Consider the following 17077-nt stretch of genomic DNA (forward strand, 5'->3'; position numbering starts at 1 on the left):
ACACGTTCAGGTCAGGCGTTTTGGTGGCGGAGTGTCGATGCCGGGAACGAGATCGGAAGCGTGCGAAAGCACCTTCGGAATCGCGGCACCTTCAGGTGCAATGGTGACAGCGAGCAACGGCGGACTGGGCAACGAAACAGGAAAGCAACCGTGACAGTGATGGTCTGCGACCATTCCGGGTCCATTCGTATCCGCATGGTCCGGTGTCATCGAGACGACGATCCGGCCTTCGGGAGCGGTCACGTCGATGTCGAAGCATTGATGCAAGGCGCCCGACAACAAATAAGCCACGATCAGAAACACGACTGCGATCCTGCTGCGCGCGGCGCGCAGGCGAACAGATCGATCGTTGATAGAAGTGAAGGTCAATGGCCTACTTCGTCCCAAGCCAGCGATATCTGTTTAACACGCCTGCGCATATCGAGTCGACTGCAACACTATAACACGGCCTGCGGTTTCACGAGGAGGACAGGCCGGTCGCTGCGACGATAATATGTGCCCACCGCCATGTCCGCCTGGAGAGTTCCATCAAGCCGTCCGCCCCGCATATTCGTGCCAGCCTTTTGCGCGCAGTCGGCACGCCGGGCACTCGCCACAGCCATAGCCCCAGTCATGCCGCGCACCGCGCTCACCGAGATAACAGGTATGCGAGTGCTCGCGAATCAGATCGACCAGCCCTGCCCCGCCGAGTTCATGCGCCAGCGACCAGGTCGCGGCCTTGTCAAGCCACATCAAGGGCGTGTGCAGTTCGAACTGCCTGTCCATCCCGAGACTGAGCGCGGTTTGCAGCGCCTTGATGGTATCGTCGCGGCAATCCGGATAGCCCGAATAATCTGTCTCGCACATGCCACCGACGATATCGGAGATGCCGCGCCGGTAGGCCAGCGCCGCCGCGAAAGTCAGGAATACGAGATTGCGGCCGGGCACGAATGTATTCGGCAATCCGCCCTCGCCCATTTCGATCGCGACGTTGCGGGTCAGCGCCGTGTCGGAAATCTCCGCGAGCGTCGGAATGGCAAGCGTATGGATTTCGCCGAACTTCCCGGTCCAGTCCGGACGCAGCGATCTCATGCCTGCAAGCAGGTTGTCCCGGCATTGGAGTTCGATGACGTGGCGCTGGCCGTAATCGAACCCCAGCGTCTCGACCCGCGCGAAACGGTGCAGCGCCCAGGCGAGACAGGTCGCGGAGTCCTGTCCTCCGGAAAACAGCACCAGCGCGGTGCGGGAGGCGGGCTGATCGGTCATGGCAAAGCCAATAGCACTCCTCGCCTTCACGCGCCAATCAGCGGGGATTGCGCGGCCGGTCGTCTGCTTTTTGCTGGGACGGCGGCGTGGGTTACGGCATAGAGGATGCACATTCCTCGCTGTCGGTGACTTGATGACCCCTTCCCGCGATATTTCACGCCTGATCGAAATCATGGCGCAACTGAGAACGCCCGGCACCGGCTGCCCGTGGGATCTCGAACAGACGTTCGCAACCATCGCGCCCTACACCATCGAAGAAGCCTATGAGGTGGCGGAGGCGATCGGGCGCAACGATCTGGTCGATCTCTGTGACGAACTCGGCGATCTGCTGTTGCAGGTGGTCTTGCACGCGCGCATGGCCGAGGAGCAAAACGCCTTTTCGTTCGGTGATGTGGTCGAAGCGATCACGCGCAAGATGATCCGACGGCATCCGCATGTATTTCCCGACAGTTCAGGATACATCGCGCCGTCGGACGTCAAGGGAACATGGGAACGCATCAAGGCGGAAGAAAAAGCCGAACGCGCCGCGCGCAAAACGCTGAAGGAAACGCCGGCCTCAGGTCTGCTCGCGGGCCTCAAGGCCGGACAGCCCGCGCTGGCGCGCGCAATGGCTCTGCAGTGGAAGGCCTCTACTGTCGGATTCGACTGGAACGATCCTCGGGCCGTACTCGCCAAGATCCGCGAGGAAGCCGACGAGATCGAGGCGGCGCTGGATCGCGGCGACAAATCCGACATCGCGTCTGAGACCGGCGATCTGATGTTCGCGCTGGTCAACCTCGCGCGTCATATCGATGCCGACCCTGAAATGGCGCTTCGCGGAGCCAATGCGAAATTCGAGCGGCGCTTCGCTTATATCGAACAGACTCTTGTCGCGAAGGGCCGCTCGCTGGAGGATGCGTCTCTCGCCGAGATGGATGCATTATGGAATGAGGCCAAAGCTCAGGAAAAGGGTTTAAGCAGTTAGAGCTAAGGCCCCGTTCACACGCCGGTCTGGCTGATGAACTTGGTGATGAGATAGGTCTCCATCGCCTCGATGCCACCTTCGGAGCCGTAGCCGGAATCCTTGACGCCTCCGAACGGGTTTTCCGGCAAAGCGAGCCCGACATTGTTGATCGCTACCATACCGCTCTCGATCTCTGCACCAATCGCGGTCGCGGTCTTGGTCGAACTTGTGAAGGCATAGGACGCGAGCCCATACGGCAGGCGGTTCGCCTCCTTCGCGGCCTCGTCGAAGGTCGAGAACTGCGAGATCAGCGCCAGCGGGCCGAACGGCTCCTCGTTCATGGCGCGGGCGTCCTTCGACACGTCGGTCACCACAGTCGGCTCGAAGAAGTAACCCTTGTTGCCGATGCGATGTCCGCCAGCCGCGAGCTTGGCTCCTTTGCCGATGGCGTCCTGCACAAAGCCCTCGACAGCGGCGACGCGGCGCGCGTTCGCGAGCGAGCCCATTTTTGAATCGGCATCGAGTCCGTTGCCGACCTTGATCGCCTTGGCGGCTTCGGTGAATTTGCCGACAAAATCCTTGTATACCTTGTCCTGCACCAGAAGCCGCGTCGGTGCGATGCAGACCTGACCAGCGTTGCGAAACTTGGCGCCGGCGATGATCTTCACCGCGCCTGCGATATCGGCATCGTTGAACACAATGGCTGGCGCGTGGCCGCCAAGTTCCATGGTTGCGCGCTTCATGTGCTGACCGGCGAGTGCGGCGAGCTGCTTGCCGACCACAGTCGAGCCGGTAAACGATATTTTCCTGATGACCGGATGCGGGATCAGATATTCGGAGATTTCGGCGGGCACGCCGAACACGAGATTGATGACGCCATCGGGCACGCCCGCATCGACGAACGCGCGCAGCAGTTCGGCGGGAGACGCCGGCGTTTCCTCTGGAGCCTTGACGATAATCGAGCAGCCGGCGGCAAGCGCGGCCGAGAGCTTGCGGCAGACCTGATTGATCGGGAAATTCCACGGCGTGAAAGCAGCCACCGGCCCGACCGGCTCCTTGATCGCGATCTGGTAGATGCCGGGACCGCGCGCCGGAATTACCCGGCCATAGGCGCGACGGGACTCTTCGGCGAACCATTCGATGACGTCGGCCGCCACCAGCGTCTCGATTCTGGCCTCGGCGAGGACCTTGCCCTGCTCCATCGTCATCAGCGTTGCGATATTGTCGGCGCGCTCCCGCATCAAGGCCGCCGCCTTTCGCATGATCTTGCCGCGCTCGAAAGGCGCGACCGCACGCCAGACCTTGAAGCCCTTCTCGGCCGCGGCGAGAGCTTCATCGAGATCGGAACGATCGGCGTGGGCCACCGTGCCAATCTGTTCCTCGGTAGCAGGGTTGAGCACAGCGAGGGTTCTTCCGGATGCACTGGGACGCCATTTGCCGTCGATCAGCAGCGATGTGTTCTGATAGCTCACGGGCCTCTCCTGAGAGTTTCCTGCGATGATTTAAGTCGCATCGAATAATGCGCCACCTTGCCGGTCAAGTCCGTCCGGCGCGGGCCGGTCTTGCGGGAGTGGCGGGACTACGCAGCTCATCAAAGAGGGTGCGGTATCGCGGCGTATCGGTTGACGAGAATGTCGCGTTTGGTCTCGTCGACGCGGACGGTCATGTCATAACGGCCGTCGCGCAGTTCCTTGGCGAGCACCTCGGAATTGCGGTGCAGCCAACTGATCGCCGCGCCGTCGGAGGCATCGACCGACAGGTCCAGCGTGGTTCGGGTCGCCGCGAGCCGGTCTTCGATCGCCGCCAGCAGCCTATCGAGCCCTTCGCCGGTTTCGGCGGAGACAAGGAAGCACGGCACTTCAGCCGAGCGGCGCGCCGCGATGTTTTCCAGATTTTCTCGCTGATCCGCGTCGAAGCGATCGATCTTGTTCCAGACTTCGAGAATACGAGCTCCTTGTCCGGGATCGATGCCGAGCTGACGCAGCACGGCCTCGACATCGTGCTGCTGTGCCTCCGCATCTTCGTGTGAAATGTCGCGAACATGGAGGATAACGTCTGCCTCCATCACCTCTTCGAGCGTCGCGCGAAACGCGGCGACAAGCTGGGTCGGCAGATTGGATATGAAACCCACGGTGTCCGACAGCATCGCCTTGCCGCCATGGGGCAGCGTCAGCGCGCGGAGCGTTGGGTCGAGGGTTGCGAACAGCATGTCGGCGGCCTGTACGTCGGCGCGCGTCAGCCGGTTGAACAGCGTCGATTTTCCGGCATTGGTATAGCCGACCAGCGCGACCACGCGATAAGGCACGCGCTTTCGCCCGGCGCGATGCAGCCGCCGCGTCGCCTGCACCTTCTTCAGTTCGTTCTCCAGCCGCGTGATGCGGTCGCCGATCAGGCGGCGGTCGGCCTCGATCTGGGTTTCGCCGGGACCGCCCATGAAGCCGAAGCCGCCGCGCTGTCGTTCAAGGTGAGTCCAAGAGCGTACGAGACGACTGCGCTGGTAGTTGAGGTGGGCAAGTTCGACCTGCAGCGCGCCCTCTTTCGTCTTGGCGCGGCGACCGAAAATTTCGAGGATCAGCCCGGTCCGGTCGAGCACCTTGGTGCTCCAGGCCTTTTCCAGATTGCGCTGCTGGATCGGCGACAGCGCGCAATCCATCACCACGAGATCGGCGCCTTCGGCGGTAATCAAGCCGGTAAATTCCTCGACCTTGCCCTTGCCGAGAAATGTCGCAGGTCTGATCTGGTTGACCGGCGCGATGATCGCCTTGGCGACGTCGAGGTCGATCGCGCGCGCGAGGCCGGCGGCTTCGTCCAGCCGGGCATCGGTATCGCGCGTGGCATGCCCCGCCTGCGGCATGTCAGCGTCAGCGCGCCGTATCCGCAGATAAGGGCCTATGACAATCGCCCGCCCGGTCGCTTTACCCTGCATCGGCCCTGAACGGTCGATGCTCCCCTCGGGATGCCGGGGTTCCAATCAGGAAACTTTCATATTGTTCAAAGCGGAGCGTCCTCGCCGCCTTCGAATAGCTGGATCGGAGCGCCCGGCATGATGGTCGAAATCGCGTGTTTGTAAACAAGCTGCGAATGACCGTCCCGCCTGAGCAACAGGCAGAAATTGTCGAACCAGGTGACAATTCCCTGCAACTTGACGCCATTCACCAGAAAGATCGTCAAGGGCGTCTTGGTCTTTCGAACGTGATTGAGGAAGGTGTCCTGAAGGTTTTGTGCGCGGTCTATCGCCATTTTTATTATCCCGCAGTTTCGTTTTGTTCTTTGGGAACCGGAACACAGCTCTCCCCGGAGCGTCTCCTGGCCGCCGGGACCCTCTGAGATCCTCCGTGGACCCGGCGCTTTTGATTAGAAGACAGAGCATGAGGTTAGGCAAGCCGGTTCGGGCCGCGGGTTCGCCCGGATAGGCAAAAACCATCAGGAAAATGCTGAAAAACGGTGAAATTCTTCCCGCAGCCGCCTGGCAACGCCACCCGGGCGGCCATTTCCCACGATCTGACCGTCGATCGCCACGACGGGCATGACGATCTGTGAGGCCGAGGTGAGGAAAGCCTCCGCGGCATCGCGCGCTTCCGCCGGCGTGAACGGACGCTCCTCCAGCCTGATCTGAAGCGCCGCCATGACCTCCATGAGCACTGCTCGGGTGATGCCAGCAAGAATGCCGCTCTCGGCGGAACGGGTGACGACCCGGCCGTCTTTGGTCACGATCCAGGCGTTGCTCGAGGCGCCCTCGGTGATGAAACCGTCGCTTCCGATGTACCAGGCCTCGTAAGCACCCTTCTCGCGCGCTTCCTGCTTTGCCAGCACATTGGGCAATAGCGATACCGACTTGATGTCCACCCGAGGCCAGCGATTTTCAGGCACGGTGACGACCTTGATGCCGTTAGCTGCTGTCTGCTGATTTTTCGCGTAGTTGAGCGCACGCGCCGTGACGACGACGCTCGGCTCCACTGTAGTCGGCGGAAACGCATGATCGCGCCGCGCCACGCCACGGGTCACCTGCAAATAAACCAGCCCATAGGTCACGCGGTTGCGTCGTACGACCTCGCGCATGACGACGCCGAGCGCCGAGAGCGGCATCGGCTCAACGATCCGCAATTCGCGCAACGATCGCTGCAACCGCGTCATGTGCCGGGGAAAATCCACCAGCTTTCGTCCGCGCACTTCGCAGACTTCATAAACGCCGTCCGCGAACTGATAGCCGCGATCCTCGACGTTGACGCAGGCCTCGCGCAGATTGCGATAGCGGCCGTTGACGTAAGCAATGCGCGACATCTAGCTGACGCCGAGCGCCTTGAGCTTGCGATGCAGCGCCGAGCGCTCCATGCCGACGAATTCCGCTGTCCGCGAGATGTTGTTGGAGAAGCGGCTGATCTGGGCGATCAGGTAGTCACGCTCGAACACCTCGCGAGCCTCGCGCAACGGCAGGCCCATGATATGCTCGCCGTTGATGCCGGTCGGCATCGCCGGAACCATCGAGCCGACATCCTGTGGCAGCATATCGGCGGTGATGATCACCTCCGGTCCACCGCCGGCCAGAATCATGACCCGCTCGACGTTGTTCCGAAGCTGCCGGACGTTGCCCGGCCAGACGTGCGATTGCAGCACGGCCATGGCGTCATCGCCGATCCTGCGCTTGGGCAGCCCACTCGTGGCAGAGATATGGTCCATGAAAAATTCGATCAGTTCGGGAATATCCTCGCGGCGTTCGGATAGCGGCGGAACCCGGATCGGCACGACCGACAGCCGATGATAGAGATCTTCCCGGAAACGCCCGGCGGCGATTTCCTCCTCCAGGTTTCGCGCCGTCGACGAAATGATGCGCACATCGACCTTGATCTTGTTCACCCCGCCGGAGCGCTGAAAGGTCTGATCGACCAGGACGCGCATGATCTTGTTCTGGGTCTCGCGCGGCATGTCGCCGATCTCGTCAATGAACAGCGTTCCGCCGTGCGCTTCTTCCAGCGCTCCTGTCTTGCGAGGCTGCTGGCCGTCCGTCTGTTCTATCCCGAATAGTTCGAATTCCATTCGCTCCGGCGTAATCGCCGCTGCGTTGATGACGACGAACGGTCCCTCCGAGCGGCTTGACTGATTGTGAAGCGTTCGCGCAGCCAGTTCCTTGCCGGATCCGGACGGGCCGACGATCATGATCCGGCTGTTCGCTTTCGCTGCCCGCTCGATGGTTTGCCGAAGCTGGTTCATGCACGGGGAACGGCCGACGAGCGTACCTGCCGCCGGTGCGAGTTGCTTCAATTCCCTGACCTCGCGCTTGAGACGCGAGGTTTCGAGCGCGCGCGTCGCCACCAGAATCAGACGATCGGACTTGAACGGCTTTTCAATGAAATCATAGGCGCCGCGCTTGATCGCCGCGACGGCCGTTTCAATGTTGCCGTGGCCGGAGATCATGACTACCGGCATGTCGGGACTATCCTGCTTGATCATCTCAAGCAGTTGTAGTCCGTCGAGCTTGCTGCCTTGCAGCCAGATATCGAGGAACACCATGTGCGGACGGCGGCTTGACACCTCCGCGAGCGCCTCATCGCTGTTGCGTGCGGTTCGAGTCGTGAAGCCCTCGTCTTCCAGGATACCAGCAACGAGGTCGCGAATATCCGCCTCGTCGTCCACTATCAGAATGTCGTGTGCCATGGATTGGATCCGCCTAGTCAGTTTCCGCTTGCAACCTGTGCTTTCGCTTCATCGCCGGTCGACGTATCGGCGCCAGCCGCTCCGTCGCCCTCGTTGGCGTCGTCGTTCGCGCGCCCGGATACGGCAAACCGCAATCGTATCCAGGCTCCGCGCGCTCCCGGTCTTATGGCGGAAGCGTCGTTGAGTTCGAGTTTTCCGCCGTGATCTTCCAGCACGCGCCCCACGATCGCGAGGCCGAGGCCGGTGCCCTTTTCACGCGTGGTGACGTACGGCTCAAGCAGCCGCGAACGTGCAACTTTCGGCAGGCCGATGCCGTTGTCGATGACGTCGATGACGATGTTGTCGCCATCGCGCGCGGCGATAACGTCGATCCGTCCTTTCCCTAATGTCTCGGGGGGAACTGCCTCGATGGCTTCGGCCGCGTTCTTGATGATATTGGTCAGCGCCTGCGAGATCAGCCGCCGGTCGAACTGGGCGCGCATCGGATCGTGTTTGATATCGGCCTCGATGTCGATTTCGGGATGCCCGACGCGCATGAGGAACACGGCCTGACGAACCGTATCGGCGACGTCCTCGCCTTCCATCACCGGCTTCGGCATCCGCGCAAAACGCGAGAATTCGTCGACCATACGCCTGATGTCCTCGACCTGGCGCACGATCGTATCGGTGCACTGCTCAAAGATCGGCTTGTCGTCGGTGATCGCCTTGCCGAATTTGCGTCGAATGCGCTCGGCAGAAAGCTGGATCGGTGTCAGCGGATTTTTGATTTCATGAGCGATCCGCCGGGCCACGTCGCCCCATGCCGAGGTGCGCTGCGCGGTCACGAGTTCGGTGATGTCGTCCAGCGTGACGATATAGCTGTCGCGCGATTGGCTGGTTTGCTCGGCGCTGACGCGTACCGAAATGTTGCGCTCGTTACCATCTCGGTTGATGGTGATCTGCCCCTGCACCAGCCGCTGGGTCCCTTCCCTCGCGGACCGCATGAGATCGTTCAGTTCCGGAATCACCTCGGACAGCGGATGCCCCAGCGTTTCCGATTCAGAATGCCCGATCAATTTCTCTGCCGAACGGTTGAGGACCCCAATGGCGTTGGCACCGTCGACGCCGATGATGCCGGCGCTTGCCGACGACAGCACGGCCTCGATAAAGCGACGCCGGCTGTCGATCAGGCCACTAGCACTGACGAGTTCGTCGCGTTGGGTGCGCAGCTCGGCCGTCATCTTGTTGAAGGTTTCACCAAGCTGGGCGAGATCTCCTTCAGATTTGAGGACGGGCACCTGCACGTTCAGGTCGCCGGTGGACACAACATTGGCTGCGTTCATCAACCGACGGACGGGTGCGACGAAGCGGTCGGCGAAATTCAGACCCAGCAGAACCGACGCCATCAGGATCGTCAGCGCAATCACCGCGAACATCAGCGCGAACGCCACCTGAATGCCGAGGCGTCGAGCCTCGATCGTGGCATATTCGGCCACGCTCGCCTCGGTCTGTTTCAGTTGCGCGACGACATGAGGATCGAGCAGGCGCGCGACATAAAGAAATTTATCGTCGAACGCGCGAAGCCGGATGACGGCGGCGACATAGTTCGCCTCCGGAAAGACGGCGATCTGCGGTTCGTCCTCCCCGACGTCCTTGAGAAAATCCGGATTGGGCGTGGTGTAGGTCCGCTCGATGCCGGTTTGCGCAGACACCAGCGCGTTGCCGTCCTTGTCAATGAGCATCGCGCCCGGGAGGTTGCGGGCTTTCGCATTCGACGTCAGGAGTTGCATGAATGTCGCCCGGTCCTGATCGTACAACGGCCGCGCGTTGGAGATATCGTTGGCCATGCCGATGATATCGCCGCGGATGAGCTGGGCGTGCTCGTGCAGATAGGCATTGGCCACGATCAGCGAGTTCTGGATAACCTCCTTGGTCGGACCGGAAAATAGCCGATCGAGGCCCCGATCGATGGTGACGTTGGCGACGACAGAGACCAGGACCGCCGGCAGTACCGCGATCACCGAGAACAGACTCACAATCTGGATATGAAGTTTCGCTGCGGCGCGGCCGCGCCGGCGCGCCTGAACCACTTGCCAGACTTCGCCGGCGATGATGACCACGAGCAGAAGGATGGCGCCGGCGTCGATCAGCAGGAAGGTGACGACGACCCGGTGGTTCGGCTCGATCGGCGTGAGACCGACCAGAACGACGAAGGTCAGGAACGCAGACAGCAACGCCAGGCCGATCGCAACCGCGGCCAGCAGCCGGCGCAGGGTCCAGCCGCGCGGCTCGGCAAATGACGGATCGTGGGATGGGGCCCGCGTGTCTGCGCTAGTCATCCTGGGAAATGGTTTGAGCTTTCGAAGGCTCGCTGGCTAATCCGGCCGATATCCGAGAGCGAACCTGATGCAATCATACAACATTGTTGCGCAATTGAGACATTTCCGCGGCGCATTTCTTTGCGCGCGGTGGATAAGCTTTGGATAAGTCGCCAATTCGACAACAACCATAAGCGAATCGGCTGAATGCGGCCGCTGCTATCCGCCGGTCCGGTAAACCTGGATATCCAGATCGCGGATTTTCTTGCGCAGCGTATTGCGGTTCAGACCCAAAAGGTCAGCCGCCCGGATCTGATTGCCGCGGGTCGCGGCCAGAGCTGCGGTGAGAAGCGGCACTTCGATTTCCCGCAAGACGCGATGATACAGGCCCGGCGGCGGAACGCCATTCGGGAAGCCCGAGAAATGGGTCGACAGGTACATCTCGACAGCTCCCCCGAGGCTGTCGACGCCCGGGCGCCCGCTGCTGCTAGAGACGACGGGAGGCGACGCAAGTTCGCCGTCGATCACCTGTCCGGTAATGACGTCCTGCGGATAGAGCGCCGCGAGCCTGCGCGCCAGATTTTCCAGTTCACGGACGTTGCCGGGCCAGCGATGGCGCTTCAGGCGCTCCAGCGCAAGGGCGTCGAGCTTCTTGGGCGGCAGGCCATCCTTTTCGGCCAGGGCGAAGAAGTGCCGGATCAGATCCGGCAGGTCATCGATGCGTTCGCGCAACGGCGGCAGGCGCAGCGGCACCACGTTGAGGCGGAAAAACAGGTCCTCGCGAAACAATCCCTGCTGGATCAGGACGCGAAGATCCTTGTTGCTTGCTGCGACGATGCGGACATCGGTCTTGATCGCGGTGCGTCCGCCGACAGCGGTGTATTCTCCCTGCTGAAGCACGCGCAGCAGACGCGTCTGCGCCTCCATCGGCATGTCGCCGATTTCGTCGAGAAACAGGGTCCCTCCTTCGGCCTGCTCGAAACGACCGGAAGCGCGGGTATTGGCGCCTGTGAAGGCGCCGCGCTCATGGCCGAACAACTCCGATTCGATGAGGTCGCGGGGGATCGCCGCCATGTTGACGGCGACGAACGGACCGTTGCGCCGCTTGCCGTATTCGTGAAGCGCGCGCGCGACCAGTTCCTTGCCGGTGCCGGATTCGCCGGAAATCATGACCGTCAGGTCAGTCTGCATCAGCCGCGCCAGCACGCGATAGATGTCCTGCATGGCGGGCGAGCGTCCGATCAGCGGAATGGAATCGAACTCGTTCTCGCCGCCGCGGCTAGCGGCGCGCTCCTTGGGCTCGGCGAGCGCGCGGCCGACGATCGCGACCAGTTCCTTGAGGTCGAACGGTTTCGGAAGATATTCATACGCGCCGCGCTCGGAGGCACGGATCGCAGTCATGAACGTGTTTTGCGCGCTCATCACGATGACCGGCAGGTTCGGCCGCATCTTCTTGATGCGCGGCAGCAGGTCGAAGGCGTTCTCGTCCGGCATCACGACATCGGTGATGACAATGTCCCCCTCGCCCTGACTGACCCATCGCCACAGCGTCGCCGCGTTGCCTGTGAGGCGCACTTCATATCCGGCACGCGACAGCGCCTGATTGAGTACGGTGCGGATGGCCGCGTCATCGTCTGCGACAAGTATGTGGGCTGCGGGCATCTTTCATCCTCATGGATCGCGTGAGGCACATGACGACATGTCCGGCACGGCAGCATCGTCGCCTGGCCCGTGTTTTGAACCGGTGTCGAACATTGGCAGCAGGATGCGGAAGATGGTTTTGCGTGGTTGGGATTCGCACTCGACGATGCCGCCGTGATCGCGAACGATCTTGGCGACCAGCGCAAGTCCGAGCCCGCTTCCGGCCGGCTTTGTGGTTACGAACGGATCGAACAGGTGGGGCAACAGGTCCTCAGCTACGCCGACGCCGTTGTCCTTGACGCAAAATTCCAGCGGCAGCGACACGCGTGACTTGTTGCCGGGCACCGACAGACGGAGGCCGGGACGGAATGCGGTCGTGAACTGGATTTCTCCCTCGCCTCCCAGATCGGCAACGGCTTCCGCGGCATTCTTGACCAGGTTCAAAAAAACCTGAATCAGTTGATCCCGATCGGCGAGAACCGGCGGCAGTGACGGATCGTAATCTTCAGCAAACCTGAGGTTCCGCGCGAAGCCGGACTGCGCAAGCCGTTTGACATGATCGAGCACCGAGTGAATGTTGACCGGACCTCGCGTCACCGGCCGTTCGTCGCCAAACACTTCCATGCTGTCAACCAGCGTGACGATGCGGTCAGCTTCGTCGCAGATCAGGCGGGTCAGAATCCGGTCTTCCGACGTTGCTCCCTGCTCGAGAAGCTGCGCCGCACCTCGAATGCCGGAAAGTGGGTTCTTGATTTCGTGCGCGAGCATGGCCGCGAGCGCCGTCACCGAGCGCGCCGCGCTGCGATGGGTCAACTGGCGATCCATCTTGTCGGCCATGGTGCGCTCCTGAATCATCACCACGACGTTGCCGGGCCGTTCCGTCAGCGGCGCGACGTGCAGATCGACCTGGCGGTCGCGGCCGATCCGCGGCGTGCCGAGATCGACCCTGAACTCGTTCACCGGCGAGCCGGTGTTTCGCACCTGATCGATCAGCGTCAGCAGCGGGCTGCCGAACGGGACCACCTCCTTCAGCGGCTGCCGCTGCAGGAACTGCGCCGACATTTCAAAGAAAGATTCCGCGGCCGCGTTGGCTTCGACGATCCGGCCATCAGGCGCGACCAGCAGCACCGGGTTCGGGAGCGCGTTGAGAACAGCCTCGCCGTCGGATGGCGCGGTCCGCGCACTCTCCGCAAGCGATGTCATGCCGCGGCACTCCATGCAAAATCCTCGAATGCATCGACAAGAGAGCGTTGCACGCCGGCTGGATCGTCGGCGGTCAGAATTTTCTCCCGCCATGTGTTGAGGACGGACGTGGAAACGTTTCCGTCCGCCGCCGCGATCCCGAGTGCCCAGCCGAGATGTTTTCGCGCATGACGAAGCCCGATGCGGAGGCCATAGTGCCGAAGCAGATCGTCATAAAGCGCGCGGATATACGCCAACTGGTCCGCGAGCGACGGCGGCGGTTCGGCAACGCCCGTCTCCAACCGGCGTCCGATCTGACCCGGCATCCAGGGCTGGCCCTGCGCACCACGCCCCACCATGACGGCATCGGCCGTCGATTCCTGCAGCGCCGCGACGGCCGCTTCGAACGAGGTAATGTCGCCGTTGACCACAACAGGAATGCGGACCGCCTGTTTCACCGCCCGCACCGCCTGCCAGTCGGCGCGACCCTTGTAGAACTGGCAACGCGTGCGGCCGTGAACTGTAATCATCTGCACGCCGGCGGATTCGGCGCGCCGTGCGAGCGCCGGCGCATTGAGCGAGCGATCGTCCCACCCGAGCCGCATCTTGAGCGTGACCGGCACTTTCACAGCGCCGACCGTCACCTCGATCAGCCGCAAGGCGTGGTCGAGATCGCGCATCAGCGCCGAACCCGATTGGCCGCCTGTCACGTGACGGGCGGGGCAACCCATGTTGATGTCGATGATATCGGCGCCCGCTGCCTCGGCGATGCGCGCGCCTTCCGCCATCCAGTGCGTCTCGCAGCCCGCGAGCTGAACGACGTGGGGTCCGCATTCCGTCGCTTCGCAGCGGAGCACGGACATCGGTCGCCCGCGCACGAGATCGTCGCTGGCAGTCATCTCGGAAACCACGAGGCCCGCTCCCAGCGATTCCGCAAGACGGCGGAACGGCCGGTCAGTAATGCCCGACATCGGCGCGAGAAAGACCCGACTGGCGACTGGAATATTCCCGATCATGAGCGGCTTTTGATCTGATGCGGGGCGGATCGGGTTGGATGTCATAAGCTTTTGAAGCTGTTGCAGCCGCCCTGAAATTGTCAATTATTTGGGCAAAAATATCTAATGCCTACAGTTTAGCCAATTTCTTGCATGTTGCAAGTGCGCTGCAACACAAATATTCCGGGACGACCCATTGGGAAACCTGCTGATTTTGTTCCAAGCATGGTAAGGGCAGTGACCTGAACGGAATTTCCGTCCCACAACGTCATTTGTGCCTGTCGATTCCAATGCCGACCTCCCTACGAACCGCCGCCATCATTGTTGCAGCAGGCCGCGGACTTCGCGCCGGCGCCGGCGGCCCCAAGCAATACCGGACCGTCGGCGGACGGACCGTGATTTCGCGGGCAATGGAGGCGTTCTGCGGACACCCCGACGTCTTCGCAGTCCAGCCGGTGCTGAACCCCGACGATACCGAGATGTTCAATCAGGCCGTCGCCGGGTTTCGCTACCGGCCTCCGGCGAATGGCGGCGCCACGCGCCAGGCCTCCGTCCATGCCGGCCTCGAGGCGCTGGCCGTCGACGCGCCGGACATCGTGCTGATTCACGATGCCGCCCGGCCATTCGCGACGCAGGCACTTATCAGGCGTGCGATCGAGGCCGCCAACATCACCGGCGCGGCGGTGCCCGTCATTCCCGTGACCGACACCATCAAGCAGGTCGATGCGTCCGGCGCCGTCAACGCGACTCCGGATCGCGCGACGTTGCGGATCGCGCAGACGCCGCAGGCGTTCCGTTTCGATGTGATCCTCGATGCGCATCGCCGCGCCGCGCGCGAGGGCCGCGACGATTTCACCGACGACGCCGCGCTTGCGGAATGGGTGGGATTGACGGTTGCGACATTTGAAGGCGATGCTGCCAACATGAAACTGACGACTCCGGAAGATTTCGTGCGCGAGGAAGCGCGCCTCGCAGCCGCGCTCGGCGATATCAGGACCGGCACCGGCTACGACGTCCACGCGTTCGGCGACGGCGATCACGTCATGCTGTGCGGCGTGAAGGTCCCGCACAATCGCGGTTTCCTCGCCCATTCCGATGGCGACGTGGGCCTGCACGCGCTGGTCGATGCCATTCTCGGCGCGCTCGCGGATGGCGACATCGGATCGCATTTCCCTCCGAGCGATCCGCAATGGAAGGGCGCGGCATCCGACAAATTTCTGAAGTATGCCATCGAACGCGTCGCGGCGCGTGGCGGCCGCGTCGCCAATCTCGAAGTCACGATGATCTGCGAGCGGCCCAAGATCGGCCCTCTACGCGAAACGATGCGGGCACGCATCGCGGAAATTACCGGCGTCGCGATCTCGCGTGTGGCCGTGAAGGCGACCACAAGCGAGCGTCTCGGTTTCACCGGACGCGAGGAAGGAATCGCTGCGACGGCTAGCGCGACTATTCGCCTGCCCTGGAACGAAAAAAGCGGGGGCGCCTGACATGGGCGGCAGCGACGTTCGCGCGCTCTCGCGTTCGCTGCTCGATCTTTGCCGGATGCGCAAGCTTACCATTGCGACAGCCGAATCCTGCACCGGCGGATTGGTGGCCGGCGCGTTGACCGATATTCCCGGCTCCTCCGATGTGATCGATCGAGGTTTCGTCACTTATTCCAACGACGCCAAGCGCGCGATGCTGGGCGTCAAGGCCAGCACGCTGGACAGTTTCGGCGCGGTCAGCAAGGAAACCGCAACCGCCATGGCAATTGGCGCGCTGGAACGCGCCGACACCGATCTGGCCGTCGCCATTACCGGAATCGCAGGACCAGGAGGCGCGACGCCGGGCAAGCCCGTGGGCCTTGTTCATTTCGCGGCCGCAGCGCGGGACGGTCGCCTGACTCATCGCGAATGCCGCTTCGGCGCGATCGGCCGCAGTTCGGTGCGACAACGTTCGGTCATTGAGGCCCTGCGGATGCTGATGGAACTGGCGCGTGGTCCAAAGCCACCCGCAAAAGTCCGGCGCGAAAGCGCCAGTCGCCTGCATCCACGCAAGGCGCGGCTACCGTTGCGCCGGACCGGCGAGCGGCGGCACTCCACAGGGCCGCGAAAAACCCCTCCGAAGACAAGCTGAACAGACGTTGCATTATCCCGCGGTGCGGGGTGTTCCGTAAACGGCGTCTGCGCGCTTTTCGAATGCCGACGCAAAGCGCTGGAACGCAGCATCGAACATCGCACCCATCAGCATCGCCAGCATCCGGCTTTTGAAATCATAGCTGATGAAGAATCCGACATCGCAGGACTGGTCCGCCTTCGGCTCGAAGGTCCAGCGATTTTCCATATGGCTGAACGGCCCCCGGAGATACTCGACAAGAATTTTGAGGTTCGGCCGATCGAGCGTCACCTTGCTCGTGAAGCTCTCGCGCACCAGCTTGAACGACACGGTCATATCGGCGACCACGACTTCCTTGCCATCCGGCGCAGACGTCCGCTGCCGCACCTTCAGCGACTGACACAACGGTACGAATTCCGGATAGCGTTCGACATCCGCGACAAGATCGAACATCTGTTCCGAACTGTATCGCACGCGGCGCTTGCTGGAGAACGTCGGCATCAGTGAAGGCTCCCTGATGCGGAAAGATCATGCAGATAACGATCCGCATCAGAGCGGCGCATGAAGCGCGTCAGGGTCTGATCGAATCGCAAGGCTTCAAGAAAATCAGCCAACCGTGGCCGCTGTTTCCGACGAAAGGTCCAGACATAATGGAGGAATTCGGCATCGAGCCTTTCCGGACACTTCGGCGCCATCTCTGGCCGCACCCGCCCGTAGCTGGTCATGATTCTGATCATGACGCCGATCATACAGGTCCTACGCGGCAGATCGAACCAGATCACAGTGTCGGCGAGATCCCGCCGCAAGCTGCCGGCATGCGAGAGATAGTTGCCGTCGATGATCCAGCGCGGCGTATTCGCCGCATCGGTCACGCGCGCATCGAATTCGGTGTCCTCGGAGGGCATCCATCCGGGCTTCCAGTACATGGCGTCCAGAGAAATCGCGGGAATACCCGTGATCGCGGCGAGTTTGCGCGCGAATGTGGATTTGCCGGCCCCTGACGATCCCATGACGAGGATGCGTTGCAT

General features: G+C 62.1%; 16 protein-coding genes. 3 read left to right on the forward strand and 13 right to left on the reverse strand.

What is annotated here, in order from left to right; all coding sequences use genetic code 11:
* Positions 1-6: 6 nt before the first annotated feature.
* Both ACS3WB_RS05135 and queC read right to left on the reverse strand, forming a co-directional pair.
* Complete coding sequence (locus tag ACS3WB_RS05135; RefSeq protein ID WP_438274492.1) at positions 7-369, reverse strand: hypothetical protein; 363 nt, start codon at positions 367-369, stop codon at positions 7-9.
* A 159-nt stretch (positions 370-528) separates the two neighbouring features.
* Positions 529-1245, reverse strand: a complete 717-nt coding sequence (queC, locus tag ACS3WB_RS05140) for a 7-cyano-7-deazaguanine synthase QueC (RefSeq protein ID WP_438274493.1) — start codon at positions 1243-1245, stop codon at positions 529-531.
* 133 nt (positions 1246-1378) lie between these two features.
* Between queC and mazG the strand changes: the two genes are divergently transcribed.
* Entirely contained in the window at positions 1379-2209 is an 831-nt protein-coding gene (gene mazG, locus ACS3WB_RS05145) for a nucleoside triphosphate pyrophosphohydrolase (RefSeq protein ID WP_438274494.1), read from the forward strand.
* Between the two features lie 14 nt (positions 2210-2223).
* Here mazG and ACS3WB_RS05150 read toward each other — a convergent pair whose 3' ends face one another.
* The 9 genes from ACS3WB_RS05150 to dusB form a co-directional block, all read right to left on the reverse strand.
* Positions 2224-3660 (reverse strand): NAD-dependent succinate-semialdehyde dehydrogenase, encoded by a 1437-nt coding sequence (locus ACS3WB_RS05150; protein WP_438274495.1) that lies wholly within the window; start codon positions 3658-3660, stop codon positions 2224-2226.
* A 119-nt stretch (positions 3661-3779) separates the two neighbouring features.
* Complete coding sequence (gene hflX, locus ACS3WB_RS05155; protein WP_438274496.1) at positions 3780-5159, reverse strand: GTPase HflX; 1380 nt, start codon at positions 5157-5159, stop codon at positions 3780-3782.
* Between the two features lie 20 nt (positions 5160-5179).
* A complete protein-coding gene (gene hfq, locus ACS3WB_RS05160) occupies positions 5180-5428 on the reverse strand; it encodes an RNA chaperone Hfq (protein ID WP_009797508.1) in 249 nt (82 codons plus the stop codon).
* Positions 5429-5611: 183 nt separating this feature from the next.
* Entirely contained in the window at positions 5612-6469 is an 858-nt protein-coding gene (locus ACS3WB_RS05165; protein ID WP_438274497.1) for a D-amino-acid transaminase, read from the reverse strand.
* Positions 6470-7840 (reverse strand): nitrogen assimilation response regulator NtrX, encoded by a 1371-nt coding sequence (gene ntrX / locus ACS3WB_RS05170; RefSeq protein ID WP_438274498.1) that lies wholly within the window; start codon positions 7838-7840, stop codon positions 6470-6472. It abuts the gene before it with no gap.
* Between the two features lie 17 nt (positions 7841-7857).
* Positions 7858-10158 (reverse strand): ATP-binding protein, encoded by a 2301-nt coding sequence (locus tag ACS3WB_RS05175; protein WP_438274499.1) that lies wholly within the window; start codon positions 10156-10158, stop codon positions 7858-7860.
* 198 nt (positions 10159-10356) lie between these two features.
* Positions 10357-11799 (reverse strand): nitrogen regulation protein NR(I), encoded by a 1443-nt coding sequence (gene ntrC, locus ACS3WB_RS05180; RefSeq protein WP_438274500.1) that lies wholly within the window; start codon positions 11797-11799, stop codon positions 10357-10359.
* A 9-nt stretch (positions 11800-11808) separates the two neighbouring features.
* Positions 11809-12981 (reverse strand): two-component system sensor histidine kinase NtrB, encoded by a 1173-nt coding sequence (locus tag ACS3WB_RS05185; protein WP_438274501.1) that lies wholly within the window; start codon positions 12979-12981, stop codon positions 11809-11811.
* The gene (gene dusB / locus ACS3WB_RS05190) at positions 12978-14021 is read right to left on the reverse strand and encodes a tRNA dihydrouridine synthase DusB (RefSeq protein ID WP_438274502.1); all 1044 of its coding nucleotides are present in this window, start codon (positions 14019-14021) and stop codon (positions 12978-12980) included. The genes ACS3WB_RS05185 and dusB overlap by 4 nt, the downstream gene beginning before the upstream one ends.
* A gap of 224 nt (positions 14022-14245) precedes the next feature.
* Here dusB and ACS3WB_RS05195 point away from each other — a divergent pair, with 224 nt between their 5' ends.
* Both ACS3WB_RS05195 and ACS3WB_RS05200 read left to right on the forward strand, forming a co-directional pair.
* Complete coding sequence (locus ACS3WB_RS05195) at positions 14246-15442, forward strand: bifunctional 2-C-methyl-D-erythritol 4-phosphate cytidylyltransferase/2-C-methyl-D-erythritol 2,4-cyclodiphosphate synthase (protein WP_438274503.1); 1197 nt, start codon at positions 14246-14248, stop codon at positions 15440-15442.
* Between the two features lies 1 nt (position 15443).
* Positions 15444-16070: a CinA family protein gene (locus ACS3WB_RS05200; RefSeq protein ID WP_438274504.1), complete on the forward strand. Its 627-nt coding sequence runs from the start codon at positions 15444-15446 to the stop codon at positions 16068-16070.
* 12 nt (positions 16071-16082) lie between these two features.
* Here ACS3WB_RS05200 and ACS3WB_RS05205 read toward each other — a convergent pair whose 3' ends face one another.
* Both ACS3WB_RS05205 and ACS3WB_RS05210 read right to left on the reverse strand, forming a co-directional pair.
* On the reverse strand, positions 16083-16550 hold the full coding sequence (locus ACS3WB_RS05205; RefSeq protein ID WP_438274505.1) for a type II toxin-antitoxin system RatA family toxin: 468 nt from the start codon (positions 16548-16550) through the stop codon (positions 16083-16085).
* Positions 16550-17077 (reverse strand): DNA topology modulation protein, encoded by a 528-nt coding sequence (locus ACS3WB_RS05210; protein ID WP_438274506.1) that lies wholly within the window; start codon positions 17075-17077, stop codon positions 16550-16552. The genes ACS3WB_RS05205 and ACS3WB_RS05210 overlap by 1 nt, the downstream gene beginning before the upstream one ends.

This window comes from Nitrobacter sp., assembly GCF_051535215.1.
GTDB lineage: Bacteria > Pseudomonadota > Alphaproteobacteria > Rhizobiales > Xanthobacteraceae > Nitrobacter.